This is a genomic window from Acinetobacter calcoaceticus ANC 3811, from assembly GCF_000399665.1.
Taxonomy (GTDB): domain Bacteria; phylum Pseudomonadota; class Gammaproteobacteria; order Pseudomonadales; family Moraxellaceae; genus Acinetobacter; species Acinetobacter calcoaceticus_B.
The window spans coordinates 487,997-502,166 of record NZ_KB976986.1; the positions used below are offsets into that span (position 1 = coordinate 487,997).

The 14,170-nt window shown below is 38.3% G+C and carries 16 protein-coding genes; 11 read left to right on the forward strand and 5 right to left on the reverse strand.

What is annotated here, in order from left to right:
* Window positions 1-34: 34 nt before the first annotated feature.
* Both uraH and F935_RS03555 read right to left on the reverse strand, forming a co-directional pair.
* On the reverse strand, window positions 35-436 hold the full coding sequence (gene uraH / locus F935_RS03550; RefSeq protein ID WP_016137643.1) for a hydroxyisourate hydrolase: 402 nt from the start codon (window positions 434-436) through the stop codon (window positions 35-37).
* Window positions 437-446: 10 nt separating this feature from the next.
* Entirely contained in the window at window positions 447-914 is a 468-nt protein-coding gene (locus tag F935_RS03555) for a GlcG/HbpS family heme-binding protein (protein WP_080645676.1), read from the reverse strand.
* Window positions 915-1,039: 125 nt separating this feature from the next.
* On the opposite strand from F935_RS03555, the gene F935_RS03560 reads away from it, so the two are divergent.
* The 10 genes from F935_RS03560 to F935_RS03605 all read left to right on the forward strand — a co-directional run bounded on the left by F935_RS03560 (window position 1,040) and on the right by F935_RS03605 (window position 11,355).
* The gene (locus F935_RS03560; RefSeq protein WP_016137645.1) at window positions 1,040-1,711 is read left to right on the forward strand and encodes a heavy metal response regulator transcription factor; all 672 of its coding nucleotides are present in this window, start codon (window positions 1,040-1,042) and stop codon (window positions 1,709-1,711) included.
* Window positions 1,708-3,111 carry a heavy metal sensor histidine kinase gene (locus tag F935_RS03565; protein WP_016137646.1) on the forward strand — a complete coding sequence of 468 codons (1,404 nt, stop codon included), beginning with the start codon at window positions 1,708-1,710 and terminating at the stop codon, window positions 3,109-3,111. The genes F935_RS03560 and F935_RS03565 overlap by 4 nt, the downstream gene beginning before the upstream one ends.
* Before the next feature lie 96 nt (window positions 3,112-3,207).
* Window positions 3,208-3,771, forward strand: a complete 564-nt coding sequence (locus F935_RS03570; RefSeq protein WP_016137647.1) for a lipocalin family protein — start codon at window positions 3,208-3,210, stop codon at window positions 3,769-3,771.
* A gap of 119 nt (window positions 3,772-3,890) precedes the next feature.
* On the forward strand, window positions 3,891-4,862 hold the full coding sequence (locus tag F935_RS03575) for an acyl-CoA desaturase (protein ID WP_016137648.1): 972 nt from the start codon (window positions 3,891-3,893) through the stop codon (window positions 4,860-4,862).
* Window positions 4,859-6,121: an NAD(P)/FAD-dependent oxidoreductase gene (locus F935_RS18700; protein WP_016137649.1), complete on the forward strand. Its 1,263-nt coding sequence runs from the start codon at window positions 4,859-4,861 to the stop codon at window positions 6,119-6,121. The genes F935_RS03575 and F935_RS18700 overlap by 4 nt, the downstream gene beginning before the upstream one ends.
* Window positions 6,122-6,142: 21 nt before the next feature.
* Window positions 6,143-6,934: a DUF1365 domain-containing protein gene (locus tag F935_RS03585; protein WP_016137650.1), complete on the forward strand. Its 792-nt coding sequence runs from the start codon at window positions 6,143-6,145 to the stop codon at window positions 6,932-6,934.
* Window positions 6,931-8,130 (forward strand): SAM-dependent methyltransferase, encoded by a 1,200-nt coding sequence (locus F935_RS03590; RefSeq protein WP_016137651.1) that lies wholly within the window; start codon window positions 6,931-6,933, stop codon window positions 8,128-8,130. Before F935_RS03585 ends, F935_RS03590 begins: the two co-directional genes overlap by 4 nt.
* Window positions 8,131-8,159: 29 nt before the next feature.
* Window positions 8,160-8,939 carry a DUF1295 domain-containing protein gene (locus tag F935_RS03595; RefSeq protein ID WP_016137652.1) on the forward strand — a complete coding sequence of 260 codons (780 nt, stop codon included), beginning with the start codon at window positions 8,160-8,162 and terminating at the stop codon, window positions 8,937-8,939.
* A gap of 8 nt (window positions 8,940-8,947) precedes the next feature.
* Window positions 8,948-9,997: an SAM-dependent methyltransferase gene (locus F935_RS03600; protein WP_016137653.1), complete on the forward strand. Its 1,050-nt coding sequence runs from the start codon at window positions 8,948-8,950 to the stop codon at window positions 9,995-9,997.
* A 29-nt stretch (window positions 9,998-10,026) separates the two neighbouring features.
* Window positions 10,027-11,355, forward strand: a complete 1,329-nt coding sequence (locus F935_RS03605; protein WP_016137654.1) for a sensor histidine kinase — start codon at window positions 10,027-10,029, stop codon at window positions 11,353-11,355.
* Here F935_RS03605 and F935_RS03610 read toward each other — a convergent pair.
* From F935_RS03610 to F935_RS03620, 3 genes are read right to left on the reverse strand one after another with little or no spacing between them, the layout of a single operon-like run.
* Window positions 11,352-12,047, reverse strand: a complete 696-nt coding sequence (locus tag F935_RS03610; RefSeq protein WP_016137655.1) for a response regulator transcription factor — start codon at window positions 12,045-12,047, stop codon at window positions 11,352-11,354. The two genes, F935_RS03605 and F935_RS03610, sit on opposite strands and share 4 nt — an antisense overlap.
* Window positions 12,048-12,064: 17 nt before the next feature.
* Window positions 12,065-12,559 carry a chalcone isomerase family protein gene (locus tag F935_RS03615; RefSeq protein WP_016137656.1) on the reverse strand — a complete coding sequence of 165 codons (495 nt, stop codon included), beginning with the start codon at window positions 12,557-12,559 and terminating at the stop codon, window positions 12,065-12,067.
* On the reverse strand, window positions 12,526-13,098 hold the full coding sequence (locus tag F935_RS03620) for a nuclear transport factor 2 family protein (protein ID WP_016137657.1): 573 nt from the start codon (window positions 13,096-13,098) through the stop codon (window positions 12,526-12,528). The genes F935_RS03615 and F935_RS03620 overlap by 34 nt, the downstream gene beginning before the upstream one ends.
* A gap of 278 nt (window positions 13,099-13,376) precedes the next feature.
* On the opposite strand from F935_RS03620, the gene F935_RS03625 reads away from it, so the two are divergent.
* Window positions 13,377-14,129, forward strand: coding sequence for an aspartate/glutamate racemase family protein (locus F935_RS03625; protein WP_016137658.1), 753 nt, complete (start codon window positions 13,377-13,379; stop codon window positions 14,127-14,129).
* Window positions 14,130-14,170: the final 41 nt, after the last annotated feature.

Sequence of the window (14,170 nt, forward strand, 5' to 3'; positions counted from 1 at the left end):
TATTTGTGCATAACAGATAAAGGGGTTTTTTATTTTAGTTGCCCCGATAGGTTGAGTAACCGTAAGGGCTGAGTAATAAAGGAATATGGTAGTGATTTACGCTTCCATCTACTTTAAAAATTACAGGAACCTCGGCAAAAAAAGTTTGTTGTTTGTTCTTTTTAAACCAGTCTTCAGTTTTAAAAGTAACTTTATAAACCCCTGGCTCTAATTTTTTATTTTCTGGATAGAGCGCAGTGATACGACCATTTGAATCGGTCACTTGCTGGTTGAGTTTTACCCACTGGTTATTGGTGTTTTTTTCTAAAACCACTTCAACCTGAGAAGAGGGCAAACCCGTCTCTAGATTTAACACATGCACACTTAGCGGATTAGTTTGTGCAAATGTAGCCGAAGCAATAAATAACGAAGATAAAGCAATAAATGATTTAGGCATGTTGAACTCCTTATGAATTAAAAACGGTTTCAATGGCTTTGCTTGCGCATTGATTGTCATTTTGTGCGCCGCCAGCACCCGCAACCCCAATCGCGCCGATCACTTGGTTCTCAAAACGAACAGGCATGCCGCCGCCTAACAAAAGTAAATTCGCTACGGTGGTTAGATTTTTTGCATCGGGATTTTGGTTACTGTTTTGGCTTAAAACTAAGGTCGATGTTTTGGTAGATAAAGCGGTATAGGCTTTTTTTTCGGCAGCCATTAAATTATGCGGACCTACCAGCTCATGCCGTTCGGCAGTTAAAGGATTACCGCCACGATCTACCACAACGACCGCAATGTTTTGATTTAATTTTTTGCATGCCTCTTTCGCACCGTCGGCTAACAGGTGGGCAGTTTTTAGATCTAACGAATAAACTTGATTCAAAGCAGGGGGCTGTGCAAAAGTACTATTACCGAATAGTACGACTGTTAACATCAGCCAGTTCAATTTTTTCATGATGATTGCCTCTATGTCGCTTTGAAAATCTTAAACAAATTGCTTAACTTCAAGCGTGACAATCACATTACAAAGTTGTCATCTTTCAAATGAGTCTCTACAAAATGCGTATCCTTATTATTGAAGACGAGATCAAGATCGCCACTTATTTGGTCAAAGGATTAAAAGAGTCTGGATATCAAGCGGAGTGTGTTCACTTAGGGCTTCAAGGTTTGGAAATGCTAAAGAGAGATCAATATGACTTGCTTATTCTTGATGTGATGTTGCCGGACATAGACGGTTGGAGCGTATTACAAGTACTACGTCAGTTTTCAAAAATTCCAGTGATTTTCTTAACGGCAAAAGATCAGGTGATGGATAGAGTGAAAGGGTTGGAGTTGGGTGCAGATGATTACTTGGCTAAACCTTTTTCCTATATTGAACTGTTGGCACGTATTAAAAGTCTGTTAAGAAGACAGCAATATCTGCAAGAAAACGAGCTGTCTATTAGCGATTTAAAAATGGATTTGGTCGCTCATAAAGTATGGCGTAACGGAAACTTAATTGAGCTGAGCAAAACTGAATTTAATTTGTTGCGTTACATGTTGCTCAACAAAGAACAAATCGTGACGCGCAGACAAATTGGTTCCGAAGTTTGGAATATTAATTTTGACACTGATACCAACTTTATTGATGTTGCGGTACGCCGTTTACGAAGCAAAATTGATGAGGGATATGAGTTAAAACTTATTCATACCATACGTGGTTTGGGCTATAAAATTTCGGTTAGCTTATGAACTTTAAATTTCTGCGTTCTCTTGAAGTCCGTATTACATTACTGGTTACGCTTTGTTCTGCCTTAATTTTATGCTCAGTCGGCTTTATGACCTATTTAGGCATTAACCAAATTTTATTAAAGCAGCAAGATAAAGCTTTAGCAGACAGAATTAACCGTTTGGAAATTTTGCTGCAAGATAGCGAAAATGTAGAGCAAATCATTGCGCGTCCTAAGCTGTATCAAAATATGCTTGGTAACCAAGACAACTTGTTTCTGCTTATTCATAAAGACAAAACTTTAATTAATATTAATCCGCTCCATATTCAGTTACCTGAGCTTGTACAGCGCAACAGTCTTCAATTTCAAGATTTAGCCAACAACCCATATCCAACACGAATTGCATGGAAAACCATAAAAATTAATAACGAGCCTTATTTGCTGATTGCAGGTAAACAGTGGTCGGAACGCATCAATATTCTTTTACCTTTTCAAGAAAGTCTCTTGATGTATGTGGTCGGGGGCGTGTTTGCAATCTTTGTGCTTTGCATTTTAGCGTGTCATTTAGGTTTACGGTCGCTACAACAGCTTCGCAAGCAAACTCATTCTATTAACGTAAATCAGCTCCAGAAAAGATTAAACCTATCAAATTCACCTTTAGAAGTTGAGCTACTTTCTAAAGATATAAACCACATGCTTGAGCGTATCGAAAAGGGCTATACGCAGCTCAACCGTTTTTCTGAAGATATCGCTCATGAGTTCCGTACGCCTTTAAATAATCTGATTGGGCAAACCGAGATTGCTTTAACTGGCGAACGCTCGGTTGAGCAATATGAAGATTTGCTGGTGTCTCATTTAGACGATTACCACAGATTAAAACGCATGATTGATAGTATGCTTTTCTTGGCAAGAGCCGATCAGAAAATGGTTTTTGTAAACAAACAGGAAATAAATGTCCAAGACGTTATAGATAGCCTATGCCAGATTTTTGAATATCAAGCTGAAGAACAAGAGTGTCATTTTAGTTTTAACTTAGAAGCTCAAACGTTATTTGCAGATCCAGAGCTATTTCAAAGAGCCGTTTATAACCTGATTTTAAATGCGCTGGTTCACGGTGGTGACAAGCGGACTATTTATATCGCAACTAAACATAAGATGATTGAGCATAGGCAATGGGTGAACCTGACTGTGGTAACGGGAGGTATTTCAATTGCTGATCATCAACTTGAGCATCTTTTTGAAAGATTTTACCAATGCCACTCAAGCCGAAGTGATGAGAACCAGACAGGTGGATTAGGTTTGTCGATTGTCGCTTCAATTATGGATCTGCATCATGGCTTCTATCGAGTTTATAACACGGTAGAGGGTGTGTGCTTTGAGCTTAATTTTCCAGTTGCAGATGCTACAAAGAAATACAATTAAATCCTTATTAATGTTCCTTAATTTTTAAAATTCACACTTTGTTCACAGCCCTCTGACGTATGTTTAAACACATGAAATAAACAGAAGAGGGTAGTCATGAAATTATTATTTAAGTCACTTGTCATGAGCAGCAGTCTTGCAGCGGTTAGCTTAATGCTTCCTTTAAGCACTGTTGCCGACACAAACACGAAACCTGTCGCTGTTGAATCCATTGATATTAATAAATATGTAGGTAAGTGGTATGAAATTGCGCATTTACCTATGTTTTTTCAGCGTAATTGTGTAGCAAATACAACTGCAAACTATTCTATTAACGCGGACAAAACCGTTGGTGTTTTAAATAGTTGTACTAATAAAAACGGAGAAACGATCTCATCTGAAGGCGTTGCTTATTCGCAAAATGAAGGCAACAGTAAATTGAAGGTGAGCTTTTTACCTTCTGGCCTCAGATGGATTCCTTTTACAAAAGGCGATTACTGGGTTTTAAGAGTTGACCAAGATTATCAGGTCGCTTTAGTGGGCGGCCCAAGCCAGAAATATTTATGGATTCTTTCTCGTAGTCCTCAAATTGATGAAGCGACATATCAGTCTTATCTGCAAACCGCAAAAAGCTATGGCTACGACGTTTCTAAACTCGTTAAGACCACACAGTCTAAATAGCGAAGTGCTGGTTGCGTAGATGCTTATATTTATCTCGTAATCGAGTGAACTTCACATAAAATTCATTGCGCATTTTCTAAATTAGAACCAAAAGAAATGCTTTAGATCAGGAAGAATCAATGTCTAAATTTTTTCTGCGCTGGATCGATAGCTGGTCAGATTCAGAAAATGCGCAAGTGGGTACTTCTAGCGAATATGTCATTGAAAAAAAGATTCAATGGTTACGAATAGTTCCGTTTATTTTATTGCATATCACTTGTTTGGCTGCGTTTTGGGTGGGTGTATCTTGGTTCGCTGTGATCTTCATGCTCGGATTTTATTTTGTTCGCATGTTTGCAATTACTGCTTTTTTTCACCGCTATCTTTCGCATAAAACTTTTCAGACATCACGTGTTGTTCAATTCATTTTTATACTGATCGGGACGATGAGTGCACAGCGCGGACCATTATGGTGGGCAGCCCATCACCGTTATCATCATCACTTTACCGATACCGATCAGGACCCGCATTCAGCGAAAGCAGGTTTTTGGTATTCCCATGTAGGCTGGTTTTTAAATGAGCAAAATTTTGCCACTCGAAAAAAAGTCATTAAAGACTGGTTGAAATATCCTGAGCTGATTTGGCTGGACCGATTTAGTTTACCTATTGTGATTTTGACGGCTTTAGCAATTTATGGTTTCGGTTCATGGCTTGCACAACATTTTCCTGAGTTGGGTACCAATGGCTTACAGCTTTTGGTGTGGGGTTTTGTGATTTCTACAGTTCTATTAACGCATGCAACCTTATGTATTAATTCACTCGCTCATCGTTATGGCTCACGTGAGTTTAATACCCCAGATGATAGTCGTAATAACTTCCTACTTTCTTTAATTACCTTGGGCGAGGGATGGCATAACAACCATCACTTTTATGCGGGAAGTGTGCGTCAAGGTTTTTATTGGTGGCAGATTGATATCACCTTTTATGTGCTCAAACTAATGTCTTTATTTGGTTTAGTGTGGGGACTAAAGCCCGTACCAGACAAGGTTTATCAATATAAAAAGATTAAAGACTTATCGATAGAAAAAATTGAAAACGGTGAAGTGTTATGAAAATTGCCATTATTGGTTCAGGTATATCTGGACTTTACGCAGCTTGGAGATTATCAAAACAACACGAGGTCACCGTATATGAAAAAAATAACTATTTTGGTGGTCATACTGACACTCACGGGCTAGAGATAGAAGGCGCTAAAGTCGCGGTAGATAGTGGTTTTATTGTGTTTAATGACTACAACTATCCGTTATTTACCGACATGCTAAAAAAATTAGATGTAGAAACTCAAGGCAGCGATATGAGTTTTTCGGTGAATAATCTAGTTAGTGGGCTTCAATATAATCCTTCAAAAAAATGGTCGCTCTTTGCCCGTCCGCAGAACTTTTTAAACCGTAAATTTCTGCAAATGCTCTCAGATTTGCTACGTTTTTATGATGATAATAAAGATATAGATGTTACAGATATTGATCCAAATTTATCGATTGAAGAATATTTGGACCTCCATAAATATAGTCATGAGTTCCGTTATGAGCATCTTTATCCGATGTGCGGTGCCTTATGGTCGGCACCCGTTGAGCAAGTAGGCCAAATTCCATATCGATTTGTGGTGAGCTTTTTTCAGCATCACCGCATGTTACAGCTAAAAGAGCGGCCGCAATGGCAAACAGTTAAACACGGCTCAGCAAGTTATATTCGTGCTATTCAAAAGAATTGCCCATCCATTGAGTGGAAGTTTGCAGAAGTAAAAGCTGTGAGCCGTTCACCAGAAACAGTTTTGATTGAAACCGTTGAAGGGCAAGCCCAATACGACTGGGTGATTTTTGCAAGTCACGCCGACGATAGCCTAAGTTTAATTAAAGATGCGTCAGTGCTTGAACAGGAAATCTTAAGTCAATTTGATTATCAAGATAATCGAATGGTGGTTCACCGTGATCTTTCGATTATGCCTAAAAGCCGTTTGCAGTGGGCAAGCTGGCATGTCCATGTAACTCCTACATCTCAAGTCCAAAACGAAGTGTCCGACATACATTATGGTTTTACCTACTGGATGAACAATTTGCAGAATTTATCCTGCGCTACTCAGCTTTTTTCTACGTTAAATCCGAATATGAAAATTAAAGCCGAAGACATCTTGGTTGAACGCCAATATCGTCATCCTGTGTTTGATGCAAAAGCGATTCAAGCTCAATCTCGTTGGCAAGAAATTAACGGACAAAATCGGACTTCGTTTTGTGGAGCGTATTGGGGCTGGGGGTTCCATGAAGATGGTGCCCGCAGTGCAGCACGTGTTGTAGAGCAACTCTTAGCGTTATAAAAATAGGTAAGGAGCTTTCAAATGCTATTAAATAAACTTGCTATCGCTCCTGCACTTATTCGTCACAGACGCTATAGCCCGAAACCGCATCAATTCACATCGACCTTAAATTATTTATGGTTCGATCCAGATCAATTAGATGATATTACAAAAGATTGCTCACTTTGGTCGACTGATCATTGGAATGTACTAAAGCTATCTGAAAAAGATTTTTTAAATATGTATCGCGGTTCTATAAAGGATCGAGTCGAGAAAGCGATACTGCAAAATAACAACTCACATCTTCGGCCAGATTGGCAAATCCGAGTCTTGGCTTTACCTCGTTGTTTAGGTTTTAGGTTTAACTCGGTCGTATTTTATTTTGTTTTAAATAAAACTGGAAAACCGGTATTTATTATCAGTGAAATTACCAACACCCCTTGGAATGAACGAAAATTTTACATACACGACTGCTCAAAACAACAAGAAAATGTAGGGGATTATCAAAGTTTCGATTTTCATTTTGAAAAATCATTTCATGTTTCGCCGTTCATGCCCATGCAGTTGACTTATCACTGGCGGTTTAGTTTTTCAGATCAGCAAAATGTCATTCATATGCAGCTCTTTGAAGAACAGAAACAACTCTTTGATGCCACTATGCGCTTTGAACTTGTGCCCATCACATTTCCTTCACAGCAATATCGATATGCTCTTATGAACAGCCTAGCGCCTTTTAAAATGTTGTTTTCAATATATTTACAGGCATTTAAGTTGTGGCGAAAAAAAGTTCCATTTTATCGCCATCCTAAAAACATAAAGGTAGATAAGACATGATAAAAACATTTCTTTATGGTGAAGATGAGTCACTACCCTTGTTACTCAAGAGTCTTCTGAAACTACGTCATGGACAGATTACTTTTCAGGGCGCGTGGAGTGGTACGGTTGGCGAGGTTTCAGACTTACATGCTGTGATTGAGGTTCGCAATCCTTTGTTGATGGATCTGATTTTAAAAAATGGTGTTTTAGGTGCAGCTGAAGGCTATATCCGTGGGGATTGGAGCAGTGAACAACTGGTAGAGTTGGTGCAGATATTGGCACGTAATCGAGATGTATTAGACCAGTTTAACCAGAATGTTATTGCACAGGCGAGTCAGTTTTTTCTTAAGGGCTGGTATAAAAATAGAAAGAATTCTTTAAGTGGTAGCCGTAAAAATATTGCTGAGCATTACGACTTAAGCAATGACTTTTTTAAATTATTTCTAGATCCGTCTTTAATGTATTCCAGTGCATGTTTTGAAAATGAAAATATGACACTTGAAGACGCATCTGATTTTAAAAAAGAGCTGATCTGTAAAAAGTTAGATTTAAAACCAATGGATCATTTAGTCGAAATCGGAAGTGGTTGGGGCGGTTTTGCCATTTATGCAGCTCAACATTACGGCTGTAGAGTAACCACCATTACCATTTCACAAGCTCAATACGATGAAGCCATTACTCGGGTAAACGAAGCTGGCTTATCGCATCGAATTGATGTGCAACTGAAAGACTACCGCTTGCTCGAAGGCAAGTTCGATAAGCTGGTTTCAATTGAAATGGTTGAGGCCGTTGGTGCGCAATTTTTGTCGACATACTTTGACCAGTGTAAAGCGCTATTAAAACCGAAAGGTTTGGCATTTATTCAAGCCATTACCATTGAAGATTTTCGTTATAAAAAAGCATTAAATACAGTTGATTATATTAAGCGCTATATTTTTCCTGGTAGCTTCATTCCTAGCATAAGCATATTGACTCAAACTGCCTCTGAAAGTGGTTTAAGGCTAAAGCATTTAAATGACATTGGGTTAAGTTATGCACGAACGATTCATCACTGGAGAGCACGGTTTTTAACCGCACGAGAAGAAGTACTGGCTCTGGGTTTCGATGAAAACTTCATTCGGATGTGGGATTTCTATTTTTGTTATTGCGAGGGTGGATTTAAAGAGGGTGTGATCAGCAATGTTCACTTGTTGTTTGAAAGTACCAGTTACTAACTCAAACACATCAAACAAGGAGACTGCTCATGTTTTGGAATTTACTCATTCTAGATTTAATGATCATGTTGCTGAGCTGGCTACTTGCCACTCTAAATGGCCGAGCTGGAATTGTAGATGCCGCATGGTGTTTCTGTCTGGCAGTAAACATTATTGTGTCTTCTTTACTCATTTCAGTGGCTCCAGTTGAAGTACGATTTTTTATCGGTATTTTTAGCGGCTTATGGTTTCTAAGATTATTTTGGCATCTGTTAAGACGTTATCAATCCGAACAAAAAGAAGATGGCCGTTACGCGAGCATGCGTCAAGCCATGGGAAAGTTTCAGCATTTTGGCTTCTTCTTATTTTTTATTTTTCAAACACTTTTAGTGCTTTTGTTCTTCTTACCAATGTGGACGCTCCTCAATATAGAAGCAACTGAATGGAGTAGTGGATATAAAGTCACTTTAGTGATTGCGGCCGTCATTATGGCGATTGCCTTTATTGGAGAGCAGCTCGCTGATCAGCAGTTGTATCGGTTTAAATTAAATCCGGATCATCATGGCAAAACCATGGATCAGGGTTTATGGCGTTATTCACGGCACCCAAATTATTTTTTTGAATGGTTACATTGGTTTGCCTATCCAATCATTGGTTTAGCGGCAGGCCAATATTTATTGTGGATTTATCCGTTACTGATGTGGCTGTTTTTATATTACGTCACGGGTATTCCATTTAGTGAAAAACAAGCAATTAAAAGTCGCGGTCAAAATTATCGTGATTATCAGCAAAAAACATCAATGTTTATTCCGCGAAAACCCAAAAAATAGGTGCGCATATGGATTTTATTGTTCATCAGTCTTTGAAAATTGTTGAAAGTGGTGTGGTTCCAGATCATGCAATTCGAGCTGCAATTCGTGCTTTAAGCAAAAAGCGCTTAATTCAAGAAGGCCGTTATGACCCTGAACAAGGGGCACAGCGCTACATGGATGTGCTTAATATGCTAAAACGGAGTGAAATCGCGGTTGAAACGGACAAGGCAAACGAGCAGCACTATGAATTGCCGACCGAGTTTTTTAAGGCGGTGCTTGGAAAAAGACTCAAATATAGTGCATGTTATTTTCCGACTAAAACAACAACTTTAGATCAGGCAGAGGAGCTCGCACTTCAGCTTTACTGTGAACGGGCACAACTTAAAAATGGTCAACAGATTTTAGAGTTAGGCTGTGGCTGGGGTTCTTTAACTTTGTGGATGGCAGAAAACTATCCGTATTCACAGATCACAGCGGTTTCAAATTCTGCCACTCAGAAAAAGCATATTCTTCGACAAGCAGAATTAAAAGGTTTAACCAATGTTGAAGTGCTTACCTGTGATGTAAATGTACTTGAACTAGACCAAGCTCAGTTTGATCGTGTTGTATCGGTTGAAATGTTTGAACATGTCCGTAATTACCAGCGTCTATTTGAAAAAATTCAGGGATGGTTAAAAGCAGATGGTTTACTCTGGTGTCATATTTTTTGCCATCGCTTTTTACATTATCCTTTTGAAGTAAAATCAGATTATGATTGGATGTCCAAATATTTCTTTACTGGCGGGTTAATGCCGTCGACTTCCACTTTTTTGCATTTTCAAGAGCATTTAGAGTTGGCTCAACAGTGGCAATGGTCAGGTGAGCACTATATGAGAACAGCAAACGCTTGGCTTGAGAATATGGATAACCAAGAAGTCGAACTGAAACCACTGTTTAAAAAAATCTATGGAAAAGATGCCAATATTTGGTGGCAACGCTGGCGTATTTTCTTCATGGCTTGTGCTGAGCTATTCGGTTTTGAGCAAGGACAAGAATGGGTCATTGGTCACTTTTTATTTAAAAAGAGAGCATTGTAATTTCTACAGCCTATCCCGGCGATAAAGATATGATAAAAACTCGAAACGATGGCAAAGCTAGTCATCCATTAGCCCAAATGTTCAATCGATATTATTGGTTGCAGATTGGTCTGATTGCATTATCGATCGTGGTCGGGTTGGCTTGTAGTGCTTGGGTGATTAAAGGCTCTTTACTTAAAACTGCTTTAGAGCAGGAAATGGAACATTACTGGTTACGCATCGAGCGTAATCCAAATGCAGATTTACCCGATACCAAAAATTTATATGGATATCGGTGGAATACACAGGTCGCACCTCAACCTTTTAAAGACATGCGTTTAGAAAGTGGCGTACACCGAGTATTTGTTGATGGTAAAGAACGGATGACGGTCTATGGTGAGCATAACGGTCAGCATGTTCTATTGGTATTTGGCGAAAGTAATGTCAATAAGCTGATCTGGTTATTTGGACTTGCTCCACTCATGTTTAGCTTATCTGTTCTATATAGCTTTTTATGGTGGTCAAACCGAAGAGCAAGACGCTATTTTTCCCCAATTACGCGTTTAGCGAATGCCTTAGAAAATATTGATTGGGCGCATCAAGACACCCAAGCTTCTCCTTTTAAAGATATTAATACCAATGGCAATATGGAAGCAGAATATCTCAAACAAGCCTTGGAAAAATATCATCAGGTTTTAAGCGATTTTATTCGACGAGAAAGGGAATTTACTGGAGATGTAAGTCATGAGTTACGCACTCCGCTCACAATCTTAAAGGGCAATGTGCAACTTTGTCAGGCGAAATATGGAGAGGATAAAGCCCTAGTTCGACTTCATAATACAATTGAAGATATGCAGTTATTAGTCGACACCTTACTGGCAATCGCACGTAATACAGTAAAAAGCTTACCATCTGAAAAGAATTTTTTATCCAGAATTGTGAGGGATTTAGTCGAAAGTTTAGAAGGGGTCAGTGAGAGTAAGGGGATACATATTCATATTCAACCCGATCTTTCTGAACAGCCGCGCTGGTTATATCCCTCTATGACACAAATGGTGTTAAGCAATATTTTACGTAATGCGCTGAACTATTCTCAAGGCTCGCAAATCGACATCATTCAACAAAAAAACAGTTTAATTATTGCAGATAATGGAATTGGAATTTCTTTACCTAATGATGTGAAAGTACAAGAGCTCAGCGATTCACAACTCTCGTTAAAGGCTAAAGGCCATGGAATTGGTTTGCAATTGGTACAAAAGCTTTGCAAACAATTAGGATGGCGAGTTGAGTTGTTTGATCGACAATATTATTTAACCACTCATCCTGAACTCGATTTGGAACCCACCACGGGATTAATTGTTGTGGTCTATTTGAGTTAACTTGTAGAACTGTCTAAAGCAATTTTTAAACCGACGCCTGCTACTGTGTGTAATAGTTTAGGGTCAAAAGGTTTATCAACCATTTTTCTTAAGTTATAGATATGACTTCGTAACGCATCACTTTCAGGTTCTTCGTCGCCCCATAGTTCCATCATCAGTTCTTGTTTTGTCACTACTTTAGGAGACTGACGCATCAAAATTTTTAATAGTTTAAATTGAATAGGGGGTAACTCAATATTATTGCCGGCACGAATCACGGTTTGAGTTGCGCTATCAAGAACTAAGTCATGAATCTGAATTTTATGATGAGTAACTTCACCAGCTGCTCTTTTGATTAATGCACGAATCCGCATCACTAACTCATTGAAATCAAAAGGTTTTACCAAATAATCATCTGTGCCAGCAGTAAAGCCTTTAAGTTTGTCATCTAACGTATCTCTTGCTGTCAGCATAAGAACGGGAATATCAACACCTTGTTCGGTGCGTAGCCAGTTGCATAGATCATAACCAGAGCCATCGGGCAAATTTATGTCGAGCAGCAAAAGATGATAATGCTGAGATTTAAGTAAAGTCCGTGCAGCATCTAAATTACGTGCATGATCGACGACGTAACCATGTACTTCAATAAATTCGCAGACCGTTGCTGCAAGTTCAAAATGATCCTCAACCATGAGGATAAAGTGATTACCCATGAGATTTTATTAAGCCATTAATTTAATAGTTGTTGTTTTAATTTAGCATTAAACGGTTCGCTGCCAAACCAGATTTTAAAATATTGATTTGCATTCGGATTGTTTAAAGAACCGAGTAGCTTCTGGTTTAATTTTAATTCTAGTTTTTGATTTTCATGTTGATAGTAGAGACTGTAAAGATCTCCCCTCTTAATTGGTCTATATAGTTCATTAATATGATTAAGCGGAGATTTTGCATCAAAGCCGCTAACATTTTTCTTCAAAAAGTGGGTTGCTGCGCGTTTAAATGCCCACTCGGGAATATCGCGGTTATAGCTAAAGTCCATTTTAATGCTTTGGCTTTGCCAATTTTTTAGGCAATCTTCAGCAAAGTAACTGACATTTCCCACCTTTTTACTCGTCACCATTAAAGGTGCTGAACTACATTTCTTCAGTTCAGCCGCATTGGCTTGAGATACGATTAAGATTCCCAGAAATATCAAGATTCGACTTTTTTGAACGGTAATACCCATTTATATACTCCTCCAAATATTGGTAAAGAACGATAAAGGCCATTCGCCGGATCCCAATAATCTTGCTGGAAAATAATTTTTTGCTGTTCATTAATCTTAATTTGACTAATTCCATAAGAAGCCATGGTTTTTGAGCGACCTAACATTTTAAAGTCATAAGTCATGTACCAATGAATGTAGGCTGTATCTTGGTGATGAGTTGCACTAATGAGTTTTACAGTGACATTACTCACTCGAGCATTCATGCCTTCAAAATGCTTAATCAGATCTTTTTTCTGAGAGAACTGCGAGAGTGTATCGTTGATATAAAGTTGATCAGCGTAAAGATGACTCGCGTTATTCACAAAAGAACGAGTTCCAAGCGTATTGAATGCGGCAACAAAACGATTGCCAATATCTAGCGCTTGTTGGTCATTTAATTCTATTCCAGTAATTTTTTGTTCGGCTTTGCCATAGTCACCTGAGTAGCTAGGCACACTTTTACATGCTGTTAAACCTACCAATGTAATCAGCCCTAGGGCTGTAGTTATAATTTTCATGTCTATATCCGAGCCAACTTTATAAGTTTAAATTAAAGAGCTGGTCGTGAATTTTGCGTGAATTCTTGTTTTATGATTTGGGTTTAATGCATAGAGTTTTCTGTTTTTGAAAGTTCATCAATTAGGTCTATTCAACTTAGAAGTTTCTTTGGACGTCACACTGTTTAAGATTAATAAATAAGATAAGCTAGAAAAAATTTAATAAAGCAATTTTATTCTAGCTGCACTTTACTCATAAGAGATATAGATAAGTTTTGCATAAATAGAAGGATTCAATAATGAAAACAATCGGCTTATTAGGCGGAATGAGTTGGGAATCTACATCACTTTATTATCAACAAATCAATAAAATGGTTCATCGTAAATTAGGAAAATTACACTCTGCTAAGGTCATTATTAATAGTGTCGATTTTGAAGAAATAGCAGCCTTACAAGCGAAGGGTTTATGGCAAGAAGCTGGCGCATATTTAGCTGAGCAAGCACAAAATTTAGAAAAAGCAGGGGCAGATTGTATTTTGGTGTGTACTAACACCATGCATAAAATTGCTGCACAGATTGAAGATTCAATTTCGATTCCGTTTTTACACATTGCTGATGCAACGGCAAAAGAAATTTTGAGTCAAAACATTGGTAAAGTTGCACTGTTAGGGACAGCTTTTACAATGGAGCAAGATTTTTATAAGGCTCGATTGCAGGATTATGGAATTGATGTCGTTATTCCAAATGAAGCCGACCGAAAAATAGTTCATAGCATCATTTATGAAGAACTTTGTTTAGGTGTGATCAACCCAGATTCTCAGCAAAAGTACATCGCTATTGTAGAGAAACTCATAGCTGAAGGGGCCCAAGGCGTTATCTTGGGTTGTACTGAAATTTGTATGTTGATTGGTGAGCTTAAATTCTCGGTTCCTTTATTTGATACGACCGCCATTCATGCAAAAGAGGCAGTCAGTTTTAGTTTAAATGAAAATAAAAACGCTGATATCACCAATCTACATAAGTCTGCTGCAATTGCTGGGAGTATTCTTTAGCAATATTGGGAATATCCTTTGTCATTAAACGTTAAGCTTGT

Excerpts from the sequence above, each read along its gene's own strand:
- uraH (WP_016137643.1), bottom strand. The coding sequence starts at position 436 with ATGCCTAAATCATTTATTGCTTTATCTTCGTTATTTATTGCTTCGGCT.
- F935_RS03555 (WP_080645676.1), bottom strand. The coding sequence starts at position 914 with ATGTTAACAGTCGTACTATTCGGTAATAGTACTTTTGCACAGCCCCCT.
- F935_RS03560 (WP_016137645.1), top strand. The coding sequence starts at position 1,040 with ATGCGTATCCTTATTATTGAAGACGAGATCAAGATCGCCACTTATTTG.
- F935_RS03565 (WP_016137646.1), top strand. The coding sequence starts at position 1,708 with ATGAACTTTAAATTTCTGCGTTCTCTTGAAGTCCGTATTACATTACTG.
- F935_RS03570 (WP_016137647.1), top strand. The coding sequence starts at position 3,208 with ATGAAATTATTATTTAAGTCACTTGTCATGAGCAGCAGTCTTGCAGCG.
- F935_RS03575 (WP_016137648.1), top strand. The coding sequence starts at position 3,891 with ATGTCTAAATTTTTTCTGCGCTGGATCGATAGCTGGTCAGATTCAGAA.
- F935_RS18700 (WP_016137649.1), top strand. The coding sequence starts at position 4,859 with ATGAAAATTGCCATTATTGGTTCAGGTATATCTGGACTTTACGCAGCT.
- F935_RS03585 (WP_016137650.1), top strand. The coding sequence starts at position 6,143 with ATGCTATTAAATAAACTTGCTATCGCTCCTGCACTTATTCGTCACAGA.
- F935_RS03590 (WP_016137651.1), top strand. The coding sequence starts at position 6,931 with ATGATAAAAACATTTCTTTATGGTGAAGATGAGTCACTACCCTTGTTA.
- F935_RS03595 (WP_016137652.1), top strand. The coding sequence starts at position 8,160 with ATGTTTTGGAATTTACTCATTCTAGATTTAATGATCATGTTGCTGAGC.
- F935_RS03600 (WP_016137653.1), top strand. The coding sequence starts at position 8,948 with ATGGATTTTATTGTTCATCAGTCTTTGAAAATTGTTGAAAGTGGTGTG.
- F935_RS03605 (WP_016137654.1), top strand. The coding sequence starts at position 10,027 with ATGATAAAAACTCGAAACGATGGCAAAGCTAGTCATCCATTAGCCCAA.
- F935_RS03610 (WP_016137655.1), bottom strand. The coding sequence starts at position 12,047 with ATGGGTAATCACTTTATCCTCATGGTTGAGGATCATTTTGAACTTGCA.
- F935_RS03615 (WP_016137656.1), bottom strand. The coding sequence starts at position 12,559 with ATGGGTATTACCGTTCAAAAAAGTCGAATCTTGATATTTCTGGGAATC.
- F935_RS03620 (WP_016137657.1), bottom strand. The coding sequence starts at position 13,098 with ATGAAAATTATAACTACAGCCCTAGGGCTGATTACATTGGTAGGTTTA.
- F935_RS03625 (WP_016137658.1), top strand. The coding sequence starts at position 13,377 with ATGAAAACAATCGGCTTATTAGGCGGAATGAGTTGGGAATCTACATCA.